Genomic DNA, 16,658 nt, shown 5'->3' on the forward strand with positions numbered 1-16,658 from the left:
GTGACGGCGAAGGTTTTGGCGGGTCCGCCGATTTTGGCCCAGTTGTTGGGGCCGTTCATTTTGTAGAGGTCGCCGTTGGTGGGGTTGGTGGCGAACACGCCCGCTCCGCCCGCGTACAGTGTTCCGGCTGCTCCGCCGACCTTGTTCCAGGTCGTCCCGTTGCCGGACCACTGGAACACAGCGGAACGGTCCGGGGACTGGGCGAACAGGCTACTGCCGGCGGACACACCGCAGTTCGTGCTCGTCATGGTGATCGGGCTGTCGGGGTTCAAGACCAGCGGCCCCTGACCCTGAAGGACGGGGTTGACGATGTGCTGGTTGTCGGCGTCCTGGTCGCTGCTGGGGTTGTAAAGCTGCTCGTAGTGCAGGTGGGGCCTGCCTTCCGAACCGACGTCCCCCATGTAGCCGACCACGTCGCCGCGCTTGACCCACGTGCCTTCCCTCGCCACGCCGGTCATGTGCATGTACGTGGTGAACCAACCGCCGCCGTGGCGGATCTCCAGCCCGCCCGGCGAGAAGGTCTCGTGCACGTAGCCGTCGGCCGAGGCCAGGACGGGGCTGCCCTCCCGCATGCCCTGCCGGTACATGTCCATCTTCTTGTCGTCCGGGTTGTGACCTCGGTAGGTCTTCACTTCGATCACGCTGCTACAGGGGAACGGAAGTAAGAAGTCCGGCCGGTCTGCCGCCGCGTTCACCTGTCGAGCCGGGGCGGAGGCCGAGGCGGGCGTGGGCGCGATCGGTGCGAGCAGCAGCGCTGCCGCCGCCGCTGCCAGGAGGCCGACCCGTGTGATTCTCATGCGTCTCCTTGGAGTGAGATGGGCCCTGAAGGCCGTACGACTCGGGGCCGCGGAACGGCGTCAGTATGCTTCCCGGGTCCTGACTATGGAACAAGTTTCTAGAAAGGTATTTTAGTTTGGCGGGATGGCGCTGCCGGAGCGACTCGGCCCGACCCATCCGAAGCGGCCGCGAGGCCGGGCGGTTCTCACTGGCCGGCCCGCCCCGGCACGCGACCGCGGCGAGGCCCGAAATCCGCCACCCGGCACACACTTCCGGTCGCGCACTAAACTCTCCGCCCATGGCAATGAAGCAGTCCCGTGGCGAGATCACCGTCGAACGCTTGCTGGCCGCGGCACTCCAGGTGTACGCCGCCGAGGGCCAGGCCGGCTTCACGGTCCACGCGATCACCTCGGCCAGCGGGGTCAGCCTGGGCAGCCTGTACCACCACTTCGGCAGCGTCGACGGTCTGGCCGCCGCGCTCTACTCGCGCTGTCTGGAGCGGCAGTACGGCGAGGTCCTCACCGCCTTCGGCCGAGCCAGGAGCGCCCGTACCGGAATCCGCGCACTGGTGACCACGTACCTGCGGTTCACCAGGGAGAACCCGGAGATGGCCCGGTTCCTGCACGGCTCGGCCTACTCCAGCTACCTGGCCGTCCATGCGGACCCGGCCCGCGGCATCGAGCCGGACCACTTTCCGCGCGTCGCCGACCATTTGCGGCCGTGGGTCGAGGCGGGTGAGATCGCGGCGCTCCCCGATGCGCTCCTGGAGGTCCTGGTCGTCGGGCCGGTGGCGGTGGCCGCCCACCGCTGGCTGGCCACCCCGCAGGACATCGACCTCACCGAGGCCGCCCGTGTCCTGTCCGACCGCATCTGGCGTTCGATCCAGCCATAGTCCTGGGCCGGGCACGGAGAAGGATCTCGTCGCGGGTGGTCGGGCCGCCCGCGTCCGACTGGACTGGCTGGGCGGAGCGGAGACCGATGCCGTTTCCGGCGGCACTGGCCCCGGATCCCGTCGCGAGGACGTTTGCGCCTGCGAGGGATATCGCAGCCGCCAGTCCACCGCTGGCTCTGAGAAGCGCTCTGCGGGAGGGACGGTGTGGGCTCACGACGGGCTCCTGGTCGGTAGCGGTACGAGGCACTCACGGAAAAGGGGGACCCGTCGCGGTCGCGCTGGGTCACAGTGTGATCGCGCTGAAAGCTACCCAGAGGGACACGGCCCGGGGATCCGGAGATTTACGGGTGGTCACCCGCGGCCCCTCCCGCTAAGCTCGCGCGCTTTGCCCGTCAGGCCCGTCAGGCCCGTCAGGCATAGGGTCTGTGTGATGTCGCGATGATTCGGCGGTCTTGATCAGGTCGTCGATCCAGATCATTGCGTCTGTTCTTCCCGTGCGGGCACCCTCGGTGATCAGGCCTTCCAGTAGGGCGGTGAAGACACCGGCGTCCCGCCGGACGCGGAAGCGTTCGTGGACGGCGGCCCAGGGGCCGCACTCGGCAGGCATCTCCCGCCACTGTGCACTGGGCGGACCGCCAGATCACCCCCTCGAACTGCTCCCGTAATCGCTCCGGGTGCGGGTCGTACCTACCGATCGGCAGCATGGATCGATGAACTCGCATTAAAAATTCCGCAGTTGCCCTCACGGCATCACACAGGCCCTAGAGGACGCGAGCCGGTTCTGTCAGTCCGTAAGGTTCCGGATATTCCTCGCGGGCGCTGATCACTAGCCTCCCAACCGCCGGTGCCGCCGGGACGGTAACCGGATCCCCAGTCAGCTCGCCCACAGGAGGTCACCTTGACCACGCAGAACCCCACCCGCAGGAGCATCCTCAAGTCCGCGGGCGGGCTCACCGCAGCGGTGGCCCTGGGAGCCGGCGGCGTTCTCGCGTCGGCGTCGGCGGCCTCGGCGGCCGACGACTTCCTGCGCGTCACGGAACGCAACGAGCAGGATCACCGGATGTGGTACTACCGGTTCCAAACCTCCGCCATCGGCGGCTGGACCCCGGCCGTCAACGTGCTGCTCCCCGACGGCTACCACACCAGCGGGCGCCGCTACCCCGTTCTCTACCTGCTCCACGGTGGCCTGGAGGACTTCATCACCTTCGACGCGCACCACGACATCCGGGGTCTGACGGCCTGGAAGGACCTCATCGTCGTGATGCCCGACGGCGGGCGCGCCGGCTGGTACTCCAACGCGGTGAGCTCCAACATCGGCGCCCGGAACTGGGAGTACTTCCACATCGGGCAGCTGATCCCGTGGATCGACGCGAACTTCCGCACCTACGCCGAATACGACGGCCGCGCCGTCTCCGGCTTCTCCATGGGCGGCTTCGGCGCCCTGAAGTACGCGGCCAAGTACTACGGCCACTTCGCCTCGGTCAGCGCCCACTCCGGCCCGGCCAACCTGCGCGGGGGCAACGGTGACCTGGTGACCCACTGGGCCAACGTCTCCTCCGCCGCCGTGGAACTGAACGGCGGCAGCGTCTATGGCGCGCCCTTCTGGGACCAGGCCCGGGTCAGCGCGGACAACCCGTGCGAGCGCCTCGAGAGCTACCGGCACAAGCGGGTCTTCCTGGTCGCCGGCACCAGCCCCCAGGACATCCAGGGTTACGCCAACGAGACCTTGGTGCTCGCCACCCAGCGGGAGTTCAAGTGGCACCTCGACCGCGCGGGCATCCCCTACGAGCAACATGAGGTGGACGGCGGCCACTGGGTCCGCCGGCATCTGTTGGAGCGCGACATCAACGGCGTCATCGACCGCCTGCGCAAGGCGTGAAGGGGAGACCTCGCGCAATGTCCCCCTCGACGGCCTGCGCAAGGCCCGGAGTGCGGATCGCGCCACGTCAAAGGGGTGAAGGGGCGGGGTGAAGGGGCGGTTCCGCGGGGCCGTGCCCCCCTTCGGGCACGGTGACCTTCCTGCCGTGCCGCGGCGAACTTGGGCGCTGCATCGGCTGTGGGCACGGAGGCTGACTGTAGGTCACCTTCGACCTGACGGCCTTGCCCATCTGTGGTTGCGCCCGGCTGAGCGCGCTCGTGGCCCCGCCCGTTTGACGCTCTGGTCCCGCCCGGCCCCCGCTTGACCCCTGAGCGTCGGGGCGACTTCATTGCCGTCTCGGCCGTCTCGGCCGTCTCGGAAGCTGCGGCGCCCGGAGCCAGGTCGGCCGATGGTGTGGAGTGGCTCAGAAGCGACGTGGCCGGCTGTGCTCGGCTGCGCTAGCGTCGCCCTCCCGAACACCGATGGGGAGGTCTCGTGCGCGCTCTCGTGTATCTGGGTCCCGGCTCCGCCGAACTGCAGGACCGGCCCGCCGCCCAACTCGTGAACGGCGACGACGTCGTGGTGGAGATCGTGGGTACGGGGGTCTGCGGAACGGACCGCAAGATCCTGCTCGGTCGCTTCCCCGCCCGGCCGGGCGTGGTGCTCGGGCACGAGTCGGTGGGTGTGGTGCGAGAGACGGGGCCGCAAGTGCGTTCGGTCGGGGTGGGAGACCGGGTGGTGGTCAACCCCACGCTGTACTGCGGGTGGTGCGTTCCGTGCCGTCGGGGCGCGACCAACTTCTGCCGTCACAAGGCCGGGACCGAGGTCGGTGTCGACCGGGACGGCACGTACGCGGAGGCCGTCACTCTGCCGGAACGTTTCGTCGAGCGGATCCCCGTCGGGCTGCCCTTCCGCAGCGCGGTCCTGATCGAGCCGCTGGCCTGCGTCCTGAACAACATCAAGGCCGCGTCCTTGACCTTCGACGACACCGTGGTGGTGCTCGGCGCGGGCCCGATCGGGATGCTGACCGCGCTCATCGCCGCCCGCCATGCGCGCCGGGTCACCGTCGCCGAACCGGACGGATACCGGCTGGAGCAGGCCCGCGAACAGTTCACGCACGTGGTGGACGCGGCCGGAACGGACCCGGCCGAAGCCGTGGTGAAGGCCTCGGGCGGTGAGCGTCCCTCCATCGTCTTCGACACCACCGGTACCGGCCTCGACTCGGCGTTACGGCTGATCGACGACGGAGGCCGGATCGTGCTCATGGGCTTCGATGACACCTACACCGTGCCGCTGCGTCCGCTCCAGCTCACCAATCGGGGCATCCAGCTGATCGGCGCCGGGGACTACCGGGCCGATGTCTTCCCGGTCGCTGTGGACCTGGCCGCCGAGCTGGGCGGCTCACAACGACTCGGCGCCGGCCCCGTACCGGTCCTGGAGCGGCTGGTGACGCACGAGTTCCCGCTCGAACGCTACACAGAGGCCTTCGCCGCGCTCGGCGATCTCACCCGGGGCGACGGCGACGGTGGCACCGGACGACCACCGCGGTACGACGCGCTCAAGGTCGTCATCCGCTCGCACTCCGGCCCGGTCGCTGCCGACGGCTGGCCGGTGGGCGTGTGAGCGCGCCGCGCCTCGGGTCGATCGAGTCCGGCGGGACCAAGTTCGTCTGCCTGGTCGGCTCGGCCCCCGACCGAATCGAGGCCGAGACCCGGTTCCCGACCGGCGAGCCGGGCCCCACTCTGGCCCGGGCCATCGCCTTCTTCCAGGAGGCGACGGCCGCGACCGGACCGCTGGAGGCGATCGGCATCGCCTCCTTCGGGCCTCTCGAACTGCGCCCGGGTCATGCCAAGTTCGGTCACCTCGCCGCCACCCCCAAACCCGGCTGGACCGGGGTGGACGTCGCCGGTCCGGTCGCCACCGCCCTCGGTGTGCCGGTGGGCATCGACACCGACGTCAACGGCGCGGCCCTCGGCGAGGGCCGCTGGGGCGCGGCGCGCGGTCTGGACACCTACGTCTACCTCACCGTAGGCACTGGCATCGGCGGCGGCGCGGTGATCGGCGGCAAGGTGGTCAGCGGCCTGGTCCATACCGAAATGGGCCACCTCGCGGTGCCCCGGATCGCCGGCGACGCCTTCCCCGGCTCCTGCCCCTTCCACGGCGACTGCTGGGAGGGGCTGGCGGGTGGCGAGGCGATGGGCGCCCGCTGGGGAAAACCGGCCGAAGAACTGACCGGCGACGCACTGCGCAAGGCGCTGCGGCTGGAGGCGTCCTACCTGGCCGCGGGGCTGCGCAACATCGTCTACACGACGGCGCCCCAGCGGATCGTGATCGGAGGCGGCGTCGCGGAACTCGCCGGGCTCTTCCCCCTGCTCCGCGCCGAGCTGGCCACGGCACTGGCGGGATACCCCGGACTGCCCGAGCACGCGGCCGAGGAATTCGTGGTCCCGGCCCGGCTCGGCCGCCTCGCCGGACCGGCGGGCGGACTGGTCCTGGCGGCCGGGGCGGCCGCTGCCGCGCGGCAGCGGCCGTGGTCCGGGCCTGGGCCATCGGGGGGAACGGAGGCATGAGGACAGCCCCGGGCCGGGCAGGCTGGGCGATGTGACGCGCCCCGATCCGGTGGGCCTCCTCGACCCCGCCACCCGCGCCTGGCTGACCCGGCACGCCCTGCCCGGTGCCCGGCTGCACGGGGTGGACTCGCTGCCCGGCGGGTTCACCAACGACATGGCCCTGCTCACGGCCCAGCACGCCGACGCACCGGGAGCGGAGCGCTACGTGCTGCGTCGCTACCGGCCCAGCGGCAGTCGGGTTCCACGCAACACCTGTGCGGTGGAGGTCGCCGTCCTCGGCCGAGCGGCGGCCAGTACCGTCCCGGTGACCACGGTGGTCGCGGCCGATCCGCACGGCCGGGCCACCGGTCGCCCCACCCTGCTCTACCGGTTCGTGGACGGGACCCCGCTCAGCCAGGTACTCGCGGACGTCCCGGTGAGCGGCGAAGCGCGGGCCCTTGGCCGGGCTGTCGGCGCCGTGCTGGCGCGGATCGGCCGGGTCAGGCTGCCCCGGCCGGGCGCCTTCGGAGACCCTTCGCTGGTCCCGGCCCCAGGAGGTGCGGCTCCTCTCGGTGACCTGCCCGGCTTCGTCGACCGCTGTCTTGCGACCTCGGCTGCGGACGGGCCGCTGAGCGGGACGGATGCGGCCGCACTGCGTGCCCTCGCCCGCCGGGGGCCCCGGGTACTTGCTGCCGTGGCGGGTGAACGCCGCCTGGTGCACTGTGACTTCAACCCGAAGAACGTCCTGGTCCAACGGCGCAGCGGTCAGTGGACGGTGGCCGCCGTACTCGATTGGGAACTCGCCTTCAGCGGCTCCCCGCTCTTCGACGTCGGGAACATGCTGCGCTTCGCCCACGAGTACCCGCCGGCCTTCACCGCGGGCTTCGTCGAGGGCTTCCGGGACGGGAACGGCCGGCTGCCGGTGGACTGGCTGCGGCTCAGTCGGACGCTGGACCTCTTCGCGCTCGCCGACATCCTCACCGCACCACCCGACCCGGCCTACTTCGCCCGCGCCCGCGCCGCGCTGTGCCGGTCCGCCGCCGACCGGCACTGAGTGCGGACGGGACGAGCGCGGCCCACCGACTATCCCCCTGTCACATCCGGCCCGTGCGTCGCTCTTTTCCCAGGAGACGACTGCTGTCCTTGCGAATGACGGAAGCCCTGGCAATATACGTCCAATAAATGGCGAAGAGGTGACACAGGGCCTTCTTCTCAACATCGAGAATGCCGGTTAGTCTGCCTGGACGGAAGCGAAGATCCTTGACCAAGGGAGAATTCCACCGTGGAGAACGGAAGCCCGGAAAATGTCCTGAAGACGCTCACGCCGACCGTTCGCTGCAACGGGACGCCGCCCACGCCCGCCCTGCGCGAAGGGCCGTACTACAAGCCCGACACCCCCTGCAGGACCAGCTTCCGGGGTGATGTGGCAGGAGGCGTTCCGATGCTGCTGCACGGCGCTGTGCGCACCCTCGAGGGCAAGCCGATCGGCGGCACCCTGCTTGACTTCTGGCAGGTCGGGGACGCTGGAGTCTACGATGACGACGGTTTTCGGCTGCGCGGCCACCAGTTCGCCGACGCCGAGGGGCGGTGGCGGCTGGAGACGGTGCTGCCCGCCGTGTACCCGGGGCGGACGCGGCACGTGCATGTGAAGGTGCAGCCGCCCGGCGGAGGCGTACTGACCACGATGCTGTATTTCCCCGGGGAACGCCGAAACCACCTTGACAAGTATTTCCGGCCAGAATGCCTGATGGATGTGCGAGAAACGTCCGACGGTTGGGATGCTGCGTTCACCTTCGTTCTGGACATATGAGATCCGGCCACCGAATCCCGTAGGGAACATTCCAGTCCGGTGCCCGGAGATATCGATATCCGCCGTCCGTCGTGTCCGCGGGACGGAAGTCGACAGGAGACACATGGCCGATCTCATTCGCGCCCGACGCGATACCCGGGGCGATACCCGGAGTGACGCGCAAATCGGTGCCCGTAGCGACGTCCGCGGCGATGCCCTGAGCTACGCGCAGAACCACCTGTACTACCCGGTCAGCGCGTACGAGATGGACCACGGCGAAGGCATCCACCTGTACGACACCGACGGCAACGAGTACCTGGACTGCGCGTCCGGTACCTTCAACCTGAGCCTCGGCTACGGGCACCCCGAAGTGGTCAAGGCCATGCGCGACCAGGCCGAACGGCTGGTGCACGCCACCTCGACCTTCCAGACCGCCCCCGTCAACGAACTGGTCCGGCGGCTGGTCGAGGTCACCCCTGCGAACCTGACCAAGGTGCACCTGAAGGTGTCGGGAGGCTCCACCGCCAACGAGGGCGCGGTCAAGATGGCGCAACTCGCCACCGGCCGCCGCGACGTCGTCACCCTGTTCCGCAGCCACCACGGGCAGACCATGATGACGACGACCATGTCGGGCGAGTCCTTCCGCAAGGCCCCGTTCCCGCACCTGATGCCCGGAGTGCTCCAGGTTCCCGACCCCTACTGCCTGCGTTGCTTCTACCGCCAGGCAGGCCCCGACAGCTGCGGCATGCTCTGCGTCGAGCGCATCAACGACTTCCTCGACCACGCCAGTTCCGGCAGCGTCGCCTGCGTGGTCGTCGAACCGGTCTCCGGCAGCGGCGGCAACATCGTGCCCCCCGGCGGCTACCTGCCCGCGCTGCGCGCCTTGTGTGACGAACGGGGCATCGCACTCGTCTTCGACGAAATCCAGACCGGCATTGGCCGGGTCGGCCGGATGTTCGCCGCAGAGCACTACGGAGTCCAGCCCGACATCCTGACCACCGCGAAGGGCCTCGGCGGCTCCGGCGCCCAGATCGCGGCCATCGTCGCCGACGAGCGGATGTCCGGGCTCAGCGCCGACCACCACTCCTTCACCTACGGCGGCAACGTCCTCGCCGCTGCCGCCGCGGCCACCACCCTCGAGGTGATAGGCCGCCCCGGCTTCCTGGAGAACGTCCGGGAGGTCGGCGCCCACATCATGGAACGGCTGCAGGCACTGGCCGCCCTGCACCCCGCCGTCGTGGACGTGCGGGGCCTCGGCCTGATGATCGGGATCGAGATCGGCGACGACGAGGGCCGCCCGCACAGCGAACGCGCCCAAACCCTGGCCCGGCGCGGCATGGACCATGGTCTGATCCTGCGCACCTCCCGTTACGGACGGGGGAACGTGATCAAGATCCGCCCGCCGCTGATCCTCACCCGCGCCGAGGCCGATCTGCTCTGCGACCGGCTCGAAGCCCTCTTCGCCGCCGAGGCCGCCGCATGACGGGCACCGTGCACGGCAGCCCGCCCGGGGCCTCGGCCGTGCGGCAATACGTGACCGACCTCGCCAGTGCCGTCCGCGAGGCCGTGCTGGCCGCCCAGCATCGGGCCGGCAGCCGCCTGGTCCGGGGCCATTCGCCCGGCGGGGACGCCCAGTTCGGCCTCGACGAGGTCGCGGAGGCCGCCGTCTGGAAGTACGTCGTCGGTCACGACCTGCCCGTCGCCGTCTACTCCGAGGACCGCGGCCTGCAGTACCACGGCACGGACCCGGCCCACCTGCTGGTCGTCGACCCCATCGACGGCACCCGCCCCGCCGTCGCCGGCCTGGAGTCGGCCACCGTCTCGGTCGCCGTCGCCCGTATGACGCAGCGCCCCCGCATCGCCGACGTCGAGCACGCGCTGCTGATGGAACTGCGTACGGGCGCCTACCTCTACGGGGACCTGGCGACGCCCGGCATCACGGCGCACGGCTACGACCACCCCGTCCCGGCCCTGACCCGCACCACCGACCCCGCGCGGATGTTCTGGTCGCTGGAGTTCAACGGCCACCCCGCCCGCCTGATGACCGAGGCCTACGGCCACCTCATCGACCGCTCGGCCAACACCGGTGGGGTCTTCGTCTTCAACAGCGCCACCTGGTCCATCTCCCGGCTGCTCACGGGCCAGCTCGACGCGTACGTGGACATCGGCAACCGGTTGCTGCGCGACGATCCGGCGCTGCTGCCCGAGTTCGAACGCGTCGGCAACGGCCGGGTCCTGCACCTGTTCCCGTACGACATCGCGGCGGCCGTCTTCCTCGCCGAGCGGGCCGGCGTGGTCATCACCGACGGCTACGGACAGCCGCTCGGCGACACCGTCCTGACGGACCTGAGCATCAACAACCAACGGTCCTGCGTGGCCGCATCCACCCCCGAACTGCACCGAGCCCTGCTGTCGGCCGTCCGATGGAAGGAGTGAAGCCCATGCGCCCCCGGAACACCCCGCCCGCCGGAGCGGCCGGCACCGCGACAGCCGACGACACCGCGTTCAGGGTCCTGCTCGACAGGCTCTCCGAAAAGGCCACCGCGGACTACTACAACCCGTTCACCACCTTCGACTGGCCGCCCACGATCCCCACCGAAGGGCTCTGGATGTCCCCCGAACTGCTCTCCGTCCACGGAACGGAGCTGATGGACGAACTGAGCCCGGCCCAGCTCCAGGCCTTGAGCCGGTGGGAGAGCGTCAACTTCTACAGCCTCAACGTGCACGGTATCCGCGAGCTGCTCATCGAGGTCACCCGGCGCGTCCACACCCCCGGCTTCGAGCTCCCCTCCGAGTTCTTCCATCACTTCATCGGCGAGGAGAACGACCACATGTGGTTCTTCGCCACCTTCTGCCTCAAGTACGCCGACAAGATCTACCCTGATAAGTCGGTCAAACTTCCCGAGGCCCCGCGCGACCCGGACATCGAGAACTTCCTTGTCTTCGCCCGGATCCTGATCTTCGAGCAGATCGTCGACCACTACAACGTCCAGCTGGCCGCCGACCGCCGACTGCACGCGACCATCCGGCACATCAACCGGCTGCACCACCAGGACGAGTCCCGGCACATCGCCTTCGGCCGCCGCCTGGTGCAACTGCTGTGGGAGCGGCTCCTCGACAGCGGCCTGGACGAGGCGGCCCGGCTCGAACTGCGCAGCTATCTCGGCCGCTACGTCACCACCAGCATGGAGTCCTTCTACAACCCGGCCGTCTACCGGGACGCGGGCCTCGCGAACGGCTTCGCGCTGCGCCAACGGCTGCTCGCCCACCCCGCCCGGCAGGCCGCTCACGCCAAGGTCCTGCACAAGACCACCGACTTCCTCCACCGGATCGGGGTGTTCGATGCCCGTCACTGACCCCACGGCCACTGGGGCCACCTGGTCGGTCCGGGACGGACTCGCCACCCTCGACGAACCAGCCGTCCTGCTGAGGAACGCCCTCGACGCGGTGTTCACCCGCTGGGGTACGGAGGCCGGGGCCCGGCAGCAGGGCTACCCACCGCTGCTGCGGGCCGAAGACCTGCGGTCCCTCGACTACTTCCGCAACTTTCCGCACCTGGGCAGCGCGGTCACCCGGATCCGCCCCGACCGGCTGGCCGCCCTCGCCGCGGCTCCGCCCGGAGCCACCACCGCGCTGCCCGCATCCGAGCTGGCCGACGCCACCCACCTGCTGCCCTCCGCGGCCTGCTACGGCTGCTTCCTGCACCTGACCGGCACCAGCGCCGACACCCCCGTACTGATCAGCACCGTCGCGCAGTGCTTCCGTAACGAGGACCACCACGACGGGCTGCGCAGGCTCTGGGGGTTCACCATGCGGGAGATCGTGTGCGTCGGCTCCGCCGAAGCCGTACGGACCCACCTCGACCGGCACCAGGAGCGGATCCTCGCCTTCGGCCAGGCCCTCGGCCTCACCCTGGACCGGCAGCCCGCCACCGACCCGTTCTTCGAGAAGGACGGGGCCCGCTCCGTCATGCAGCTCCTCGCCCCGGTCAAGGAGGAGTACCTGCACACCGACGGCACCGCCGTCGCGTCCACCAACAACCACCGCAACTTCTTCGGCGAGCGTCGCGCCATCGGCCACGCCGGCCGCCCGGCCTTCACCGGCTGCGTCGCCTTTGGCCTGGAACGCTGGGTGCACGTTCTGAGCGACCTCTTCGAAGGGGACCTGACCGCCGCGCACCGCGCGGTACGGCAGGCGGGGGAAATCTCGTGACCCGGCTGACCGCCCGGCTCGGGCTCGAACTTCCCCTCCTGCAAGCCGGGATGGGCGCCGTTGCCGGCCCCGCCCTGTGCGCCGAGGTGTCCCGGGCCGGAGCGGGTGGGACCCTCGCGCTGTACAAGGAAAAGCCCGCGCGGGCCGCCCGGTTGGTCCGGGAGGTGGCGGCCGCCACCGGCCGCCCGTTCGGGGTGAACGTGGTCCCCGAGGTCACCGGGCGGCCCGGCTGTCTGGACCAGCTCCTGGCCGTCCTGCCCGAACTGCCCGCGGGCTGCTTCGTCACCTCTTTCGGGCTGCCCGACGCCGAAGCGGCCCAAGCCGTGCGGGCGGCCGGACACCCGCTGGTGGTCCAGGTCGGCACCCTCGCGGACGCCGACACGGCCCTCGGGCAGGGGGCGGCGGTCCTGGTCCTCCAGGGCACCGAAGCCGGCGGCCACCTGCTCGGCCGACTGCCCGTGGACCTTCTCCTGGCCGCCGTCCGTGCCCGCCACCCGCACGCGGTACTGGCCGTCGCGGGCGGGATCGCCACCGGGAAGGACCTCGCGGAGGCCGTGGCGCGCGGCGCGGACGGGGCCATGGCCGGAACCCTGTTCGTCCCGGCCACAGAATCCACCGCGCACCCGGAGTTCAAACGCCGGGTGGTCGAGGCCGTGGCCGACGACACCCTCATCACCTCCCTCTTCGACATCGGCTGGCCGAACCGCCCGCACCGGGTGCTGCGCAATGCCCTCACCAACGCATCGGACCGCGCCCCGGCCACCTTCATGGCCACCACCCGGGTGGACGGCCGGGAGCACCCGGTACCGCGCTACAGCGCGGCGGCTCCGAGCGAGGCCACCACCGGCCGCATCGAGGAGATGGCCATGTACTGCGGCCGGTCCTGCAGCCGCGTCACCGTCCTGCACCCGGCCGCCGTCACCGTTGCCCGGGTCCGCCTGGAGTACGAGAGCGCGCGCCGGCCCCCGACGGACTCCCGACAACTGCACCGGACCCAGGAGAGGTGACCGTGGACGACGTGATCAAGCCCGTCGTGGACTGGCTGCGCGAACGCAACCCCACCGTCGAAGAGATCCCGGAGGACCTCGACCTGATCGAGAACCGGCTGATCGACTCGCTCGGCTTCATGGAATTCATCCTGCTGCTGGAGGACTTGATCGGCCGGGAACTGCAGCTCGACCAGATCGACGTGAACCAGTTCCGCACCCTTCGGTCCCTCACGGACCACTTCCTGAAGGGGTGAACCGTCCATGGCACAGGCTCCGCCGCCACACGGCCCCGGCCGGGTCATCTCCCTGCACCTCGCCGCACGCGCCGGGGAGCCCACCTTCCGCGTAGCACGGGCCCGCGCGGTGACCGGCCGTGGGCTGGAGGGTGACCGCAACTACTGGGCGGGCGAGGGCCCCAGGCCCCGGCACCGGGGCACCGGCCGGGCGTCCGGGGTCTGCGACGTCACCCTCATCGAGGCCGAGGCGCTCGAGGCCCTGGCCCGCGAACACGGCGTCACGCTCACCCCCGCCGAATGCCGACGCAACCTCGCCTGCCGCGAGATCCGGCTCAACCCGCTGGTGGACCAGGAGTTCCAGATCGGCACGGTGCTCCTGCGCGGCCTCAAACTCAGCGAACCCTGCGCGCGCCTCGAACAACTGGTCCGCCCGGGCCTGATCCGCGGCCTGCTGCACCGCGGCGGCCTGCGGGCCGAGGTGGTCCGCGGCGGGACGATCCGAGTGGGTGACCAGATCCTCCCGTTGCCGCACGGCGCGCGGCAGCTCGTGCCCCCCGTTCCGTCCGACCTTCCCTGAGGACGGCACGGAAGCCCCATACGACGTGCCCGAACACCGGCACGCCATCACCGAATCGAGGACCCCGTACGCCGGCGTCCCGGGGCGCCGCTGAGCCGGCGCAGACCCGGCCGGATCCGGCCCCGACTCCTTCATGGCCCTCGCCTGCGGTACCGCGACCCAGGGGCCAGTCGCCGACAGCAGGCGGCCGGACGGCTACTTGTCCGCACCGGCCGGCCCGGTGAAGCGTGGGAGAGCCCTCATACGGCCCACGGCCGGAACCGGGCCGCAAGCGCCCATGTCAATCCGCGGATCGGAACGGTTCGCCGCGCGCCGCGCGGAATGCGGCTTTCCGGCCCGTGGCCCAGCAGACAGGAGGACAGCATGGCGATCGAAGGCGCCGCCCCCGGGCGGCAGAGCGGCAAGGCTCCGGAGTTCGGCGCGGACGCTCCGTCGTCCAAGGCCGTGGAGCGCGCGGAACGGGCGGGCGCGGAGCTCGCCGCAGCGGGGGCGGCCGTCTCCGTCCACCTGCTGGAGTGGGGCTTCGCCCTCCGCCTCGACCAGGGCGCCGCCGACCATTTCGCACGCCCCAACAGCAACGGGTCCGACGGTGAATTCCCCCGCCTGGTGGAGGAAGTACTCGCCGGCTCCCTGCCCGAGGCCCTCGCCGAAACCGTCGGCGCGGGGCTGGCCGGCCGCGCCGAACAGATCGGGTCGGCCGCCCGGGGCACCGGGTGCGAGCTGGTCTCGCCGTGGGCGGCGCCCACCCTCCTCGCCCCCGTGGCCCTCAACGCGCCGCCGCGCGAGACCGGCCTGTGGTTCAGCGTGTTCGAACCGGGCGAAGGCTGGGGTGCCGACGTTCAGTTCACGGCGCGCTACGCCTCCGAAACACCGGCCGTGGCCGTCTTCCGCGATGACCTGTACTGCGTCTACGAAGGCCGGGGCGATGACCCCGAGCTGTGGTGGACCGCGCACCGCGCGGACGGCAGCTGGTCCGAGGACCAGCCGTTCCCCGGTCACCACACCCTGGGCAGCCCGGCCCTGGCCGTGTTCCAGGACCGGCTGTACTGCGCGCACCGCGGCGGCTCGGGCGACTGGGGCATGGCGCTGACCTCGTACGACGGTGACGCCTGGGCGCCGGACCGGCCGGTCCCGGACGCGGAGAGCGTCTACGGCCCGGCGCTGGCCGTCTTCCATGACGCGCTTCACCTCGCCTACGCCGACGCGGCCCAGCGGATCATGGTCACCACCAGCCGGGACGGCCGCAGCTGGACACCCCCCGAACCCGTTCCCGGCTGCGCCACGACCAGGTCCCCGGCGCTCGCCGTGTACGACGGCAGCCTGCACCTGCTGTACGGCAACCCCAAGGACGGAGCGATCCACTGGACCAGGCTGCGCGGCACCACCTGGGCCTCCGAGGGTGCGCTGCCCGGCCACCGCACCCGGAGCAACATCGGCCTCGCCGTCTTCGACGGCAAGTTGATGTGCGTCCACCGGGACCCCGCCCGCCAGCAGCTGTGGTGGTCCGCCTTCGACGGCGCAGGGTGGAGCACGGACACCGCGATGCCGGGCCACAGCAGCAAGTACGGCCCGGCGCTGGCTGTGTACCGGGACCGGACCGGCACGCGCGACCAACTCTTCTGCGTCCACCGAGGCCACGCCCAGCGCTTCGTCACCGTGACCGGGGAGCTGCTGACCGACGAGGACCCGGCGGGGCTGCACGAACTCGACGACCCAGCCTCCTCCGCCGACTGAGACCGGGCCCCGCACGGCTGCCGCAGGCTCGCTGCCAGGGCCGATGGACCAGGCGAGCGGGCTCTCGGCCACTGGACGTGGAGTACTTCACGCGGCCGGCCAGGCCTACGTCGAGGATCTTGGCGGCTTTGCCGATGGAGCCGGGCATGAGGTGGCGGTAGATCTTGAAGGTGATGTCGAGGCTCTTGTGGCCCATCCATTCGGCGATGTCCGTGATGGCTCCCTCGCCCGCGAACTGGGCCCGTACGGGGTCTGCGTCAACACGGTCATGCCCGGCGCCATCCAGATCGAGCCCGAGAACGCCATCCCGGCCCAATACCTCGCGCGCCCGGAGGACCAGATCACGCGCCAGTGCGTGTCTCGCCGTGGTAGGCCTGAAGATGTCGCGGCCCTGGTGGCTTTGCTCGTGGGCCCCTCCGCCTCGTTCATCACTGGCCGATCCGTCCACGTCGACGGTGGCCGGCTGCTGCACTGAGACCGTCAACAAGCAAGGAGACAGAGCGAAATGATCGAACGAGTCCGTGCCGTCCTCGTCACCGCTGACGACACGATGCTGGTCATCCGTCGCACCAAGCCCGGCATCCCGGTGTACTGGGTCCTGCCCGGTGGTGGTGTCGAAGCCAGTGACGAGTCTCGAGAGGCCGCCCTTCACCGGGAGATCCATGAGGAGATCGCGGGGAAGGCCGACATCATCCGCCTCCTCCACACGATGGAGTCCGAGGAGGAGCGTCAGTTCTTCTATCTCGCCCGCATCGCGACCTGGTCCTTCGAGGACCGCTCCGGGCCCGAGTTCAGTGCCGAGGGTCGCGGCGAGTACGCGCTGGAGGAGATCCCGCTGACCGTGGAGGGGCTCGACGGCATCAACCTCAAGCCCGAGGAGATCGCCCACGTCCTCAGGGGCTCCATCGGCGCCGGCACCCTTCGGGCAGAGGCTGCGAAGTAGCTGTCCGTCTTTGTGGATGTGCCGTCGGGACCAACGCCGAGGTGCGTCGGCCCCGACGGCGCCCACGGTGTGCCCGAGCTCTGCGTCCCTGGCCGGAGCCGC

17 protein-coding genes and 2 pseudogenes are annotated in these 16,658 nt (G+C 70.5%); 16 read left to right on the top strand and 3 right to left on the bottom strand.

The annotated features are described in order from the left end of the window. On the bottom strand, window positions 1-797 hold a 797-nt coding region (locus ACFY0I_RS10355), incomplete at its 3' end, for a M23 family metallopeptidase (RefSeq protein ID WP_388892831.1). Between the two features lie 278 nt (window positions 798-1,075). Here ACFY0I_RS10355 and ACFY0I_RS10360 point away from each other — a divergent pair. Further along, window positions 1,076-1,669: a TetR/AcrR family transcriptional regulator gene (locus tag ACFY0I_RS10360; RefSeq protein WP_388892833.1), complete on the top strand. Its 594-nt coding sequence runs from the start codon at window positions 1,076-1,078 to the stop codon at window positions 1,667-1,669. 481 nt (window positions 1,670-2,150) lie between these two features. On the opposite strand, the pseudogene ACFY0I_RS10365 reads toward ACFY0I_RS10360, so the two are convergent. Continuing rightward, window positions 2,151-2,391, bottom strand: a pseudogene (locus ACFY0I_RS10365) (transposase); the annotation flags it as partial. A 176-nt stretch (window positions 2,392-2,567) separates the two neighbouring features. Between ACFY0I_RS10365 and ACFY0I_RS10370 the strand changes: the two are divergent. From ACFY0I_RS10370 to ACFY0I_RS10430, 13 genes are all read left to right on the top strand, one after another. Continuing rightward, window positions 2,568-3,548: an alpha/beta hydrolase-fold protein gene (locus tag ACFY0I_RS10370; protein WP_388892835.1), complete on the top strand. Its 981-nt coding sequence runs from the start codon at window positions 2,568-2,570 to the stop codon at window positions 3,546-3,548. Between the two features lie 474 nt (window positions 3,549-4,022). Continuing rightward, a complete protein-coding gene (locus tag ACFY0I_RS10375; protein ID WP_388892837.1) occupies window positions 4,023-5,150 on the top strand; it encodes a zinc-binding dehydrogenase in 1,128 nt (375 codons plus the stop codon). After that, window positions 5,147-6,097, top strand: a complete 951-nt coding sequence (locus ACFY0I_RS10380; RefSeq protein WP_388892839.1) for an ROK family protein — start codon at window positions 5,147-5,149, stop codon at window positions 6,095-6,097. Before ACFY0I_RS10375 ends, ACFY0I_RS10380 begins: the two co-directional genes overlap by 4 nt. Window positions 6,098-6,128: 31 nt before the next feature. Continuing rightward, a complete protein-coding gene (locus tag ACFY0I_RS10385) occupies window positions 6,129-7,130 on the top strand; it encodes a phosphotransferase (protein WP_388892841.1) in 1,002 nt (333 codons plus the stop codon). A 228-nt stretch (window positions 7,131-7,358) separates the two neighbouring features. After that, window positions 7,359-7,886: a hypothetical protein gene (locus ACFY0I_RS10390; protein ID WP_388892843.1), complete on the top strand. Its 528-nt coding sequence runs from the start codon at window positions 7,359-7,361 to the stop codon at window positions 7,884-7,886. Window positions 7,887-7,989: 103 nt separating this feature from the next. Beyond that, window positions 7,990-9,348 carry an aspartate aminotransferase family protein gene (locus ACFY0I_RS10395; protein ID WP_388892845.1) on the top strand — a complete coding sequence of 453 codons (1,359 nt, stop codon included), beginning with the start codon at window positions 7,990-7,992 and terminating at the stop codon, window positions 9,346-9,348. Continuing rightward, complete coding sequence (locus tag ACFY0I_RS10400; protein WP_388892847.1) at window positions 9,345-10,301, top strand: inositol monophosphatase family protein; 957 nt, start codon at window positions 9,345-9,347, stop codon at window positions 10,299-10,301. The genes ACFY0I_RS10395 and ACFY0I_RS10400 overlap by 4 nt, the downstream gene beginning before the upstream one ends. A 5-nt stretch (window positions 10,302-10,306) precedes the next feature. After that, window positions 10,307-11,221, top strand: coding sequence for a diiron oxygenase (locus tag ACFY0I_RS10405; RefSeq protein WP_388892849.1), 915 nt, complete (start codon window positions 10,307-10,309; stop codon window positions 11,219-11,221). Further along, on the top strand, window positions 11,208-12,077 hold the full coding sequence (locus tag ACFY0I_RS10410; protein WP_388892851.1) for a hypothetical protein: 870 nt from the start codon (window positions 11,208-11,210) through the stop codon (window positions 12,075-12,077). Before ACFY0I_RS10405 ends, ACFY0I_RS10410 begins: the two co-directional genes overlap by 14 nt. After that, window positions 12,074-13,084: an NAD(P)H-dependent flavin oxidoreductase gene (locus ACFY0I_RS10415; RefSeq protein WP_388892853.1), complete on the top strand. Its 1,011-nt coding sequence runs from the start codon at window positions 12,074-12,076 to the stop codon at window positions 13,082-13,084. Before ACFY0I_RS10410 ends, ACFY0I_RS10415 begins: the two co-directional genes overlap by 4 nt. 2 nt (window positions 13,085-13,086) lie before the next feature. Next, the gene (locus ACFY0I_RS10420; RefSeq protein ID WP_327733592.1) at window positions 13,087-13,320 is read left to right on the top strand and encodes an acyl carrier protein; all 234 of its coding nucleotides are present in this window, start codon (window positions 13,087-13,089) and stop codon (window positions 13,318-13,320) included. A 7-nt stretch (window positions 13,321-13,327) separates the two neighbouring features. Beyond that, a complete protein-coding gene (locus tag ACFY0I_RS10425) occupies window positions 13,328-13,879 on the top strand; it encodes an MOSC domain-containing protein (protein ID WP_388892855.1) in 552 nt (183 codons plus the stop codon). Between the two features lie 363 nt (window positions 13,880-14,242). Beyond that, window positions 14,243-15,613 carry a hypothetical protein gene (locus ACFY0I_RS10430; protein ID WP_388892857.1) on the top strand — a complete coding sequence of 457 codons (1,371 nt, stop codon included), beginning with the start codon at window positions 14,243-14,245 and terminating at the stop codon, window positions 15,611-15,613. A 100-nt stretch (window positions 15,614-15,713) separates the two neighbouring features. Here ACFY0I_RS10430 and ACFY0I_RS10435 read toward each other — a convergent pair. Further along, window positions 15,714-15,830: pseudogene (locus ACFY0I_RS10435) on the bottom strand (site-specific integrase); the annotation flags it as partial. Here ACFY0I_RS10435 and ACFY0I_RS10440 point away from each other — a divergent pair. Together ACFY0I_RS10440 and ACFY0I_RS10445 are read left to right on the top strand one after the other, a co-directional pair. Further along, window positions 15,801-16,088, top strand: a complete 288-nt coding sequence (locus tag ACFY0I_RS10440) for an SDR family oxidoreductase (protein WP_388893564.1) — start codon at window positions 15,801-15,803, stop codon at window positions 16,086-16,088. The pseudogene ACFY0I_RS10435 and the gene ACFY0I_RS10440 overlap by 30 nt on opposite strands. 30 nt (window positions 16,089-16,118) lie before the next feature. After that, complete coding sequence (locus ACFY0I_RS10445) at window positions 16,119-16,556, top strand: NUDIX domain-containing protein (RefSeq protein ID WP_388892859.1); 438 nt, start codon at window positions 16,119-16,121, stop codon at window positions 16,554-16,556. Window positions 16,557-16,658: the final 102 nt, after the last annotated feature.

The sequence above is a fragment of the Streptomyces sp. NPDC001568 genome, from assembly GCF_042893755.1.
GTDB lineage: Bacteria > Actinomycetota > Actinomycetes > Streptomycetales > Streptomycetaceae > Streptomyces.

What these genes read in the sequence shown, in the direction of transcription:
- ACFY0I_RS10425 (WP_388892855.1), top strand. Translation starts at nt 13,328, where the DNA reads ATGGCACAGGCTCCGCCGCCACACGGCCCCGGCCGGGTCATCTCCCTG.
- ACFY0I_RS10360 (WP_388892833.1), top strand. Translation starts at nt 1,076, where the DNA reads ATGGCAATGAAGCAGTCCCGTGGCGAGATCACCGTCGAACGCTTGCTG.
- ACFY0I_RS10405 (WP_388892849.1), top strand. Translation starts at nt 10,307, where the DNA reads ATGCGCCCCCGGAACACCCCGCCCGCCGGAGCGGCCGGCACCGCGACA.
- ACFY0I_RS10410 (WP_388892851.1), top strand. Translation starts at nt 11,208, where the DNA reads ATGCCCGTCACTGACCCCACGGCCACTGGGGCCACCTGGTCGGTCCGG.
- ACFY0I_RS10395 (WP_388892845.1), top strand. Translation starts at nt 7,990, where the DNA reads ATGGCCGATCTCATTCGCGCCCGACGCGATACCCGGGGCGATACCCGG.
- ACFY0I_RS10445 (WP_388892859.1), top strand. Translation starts at nt 16,119, where the DNA reads ATGATCGAACGAGTCCGTGCCGTCCTCGTCACCGCTGACGACACGATG.
- ACFY0I_RS10400 (WP_388892847.1), top strand. Translation starts at nt 9,345, where the DNA reads ATGACGGGCACCGTGCACGGCAGCCCGCCCGGGGCCTCGGCCGTGCGG.
- ACFY0I_RS10430 (WP_388892857.1), top strand. Translation starts at nt 14,243, where the DNA reads ATGGCGATCGAAGGCGCCGCCCCCGGGCGGCAGAGCGGCAAGGCTCCG.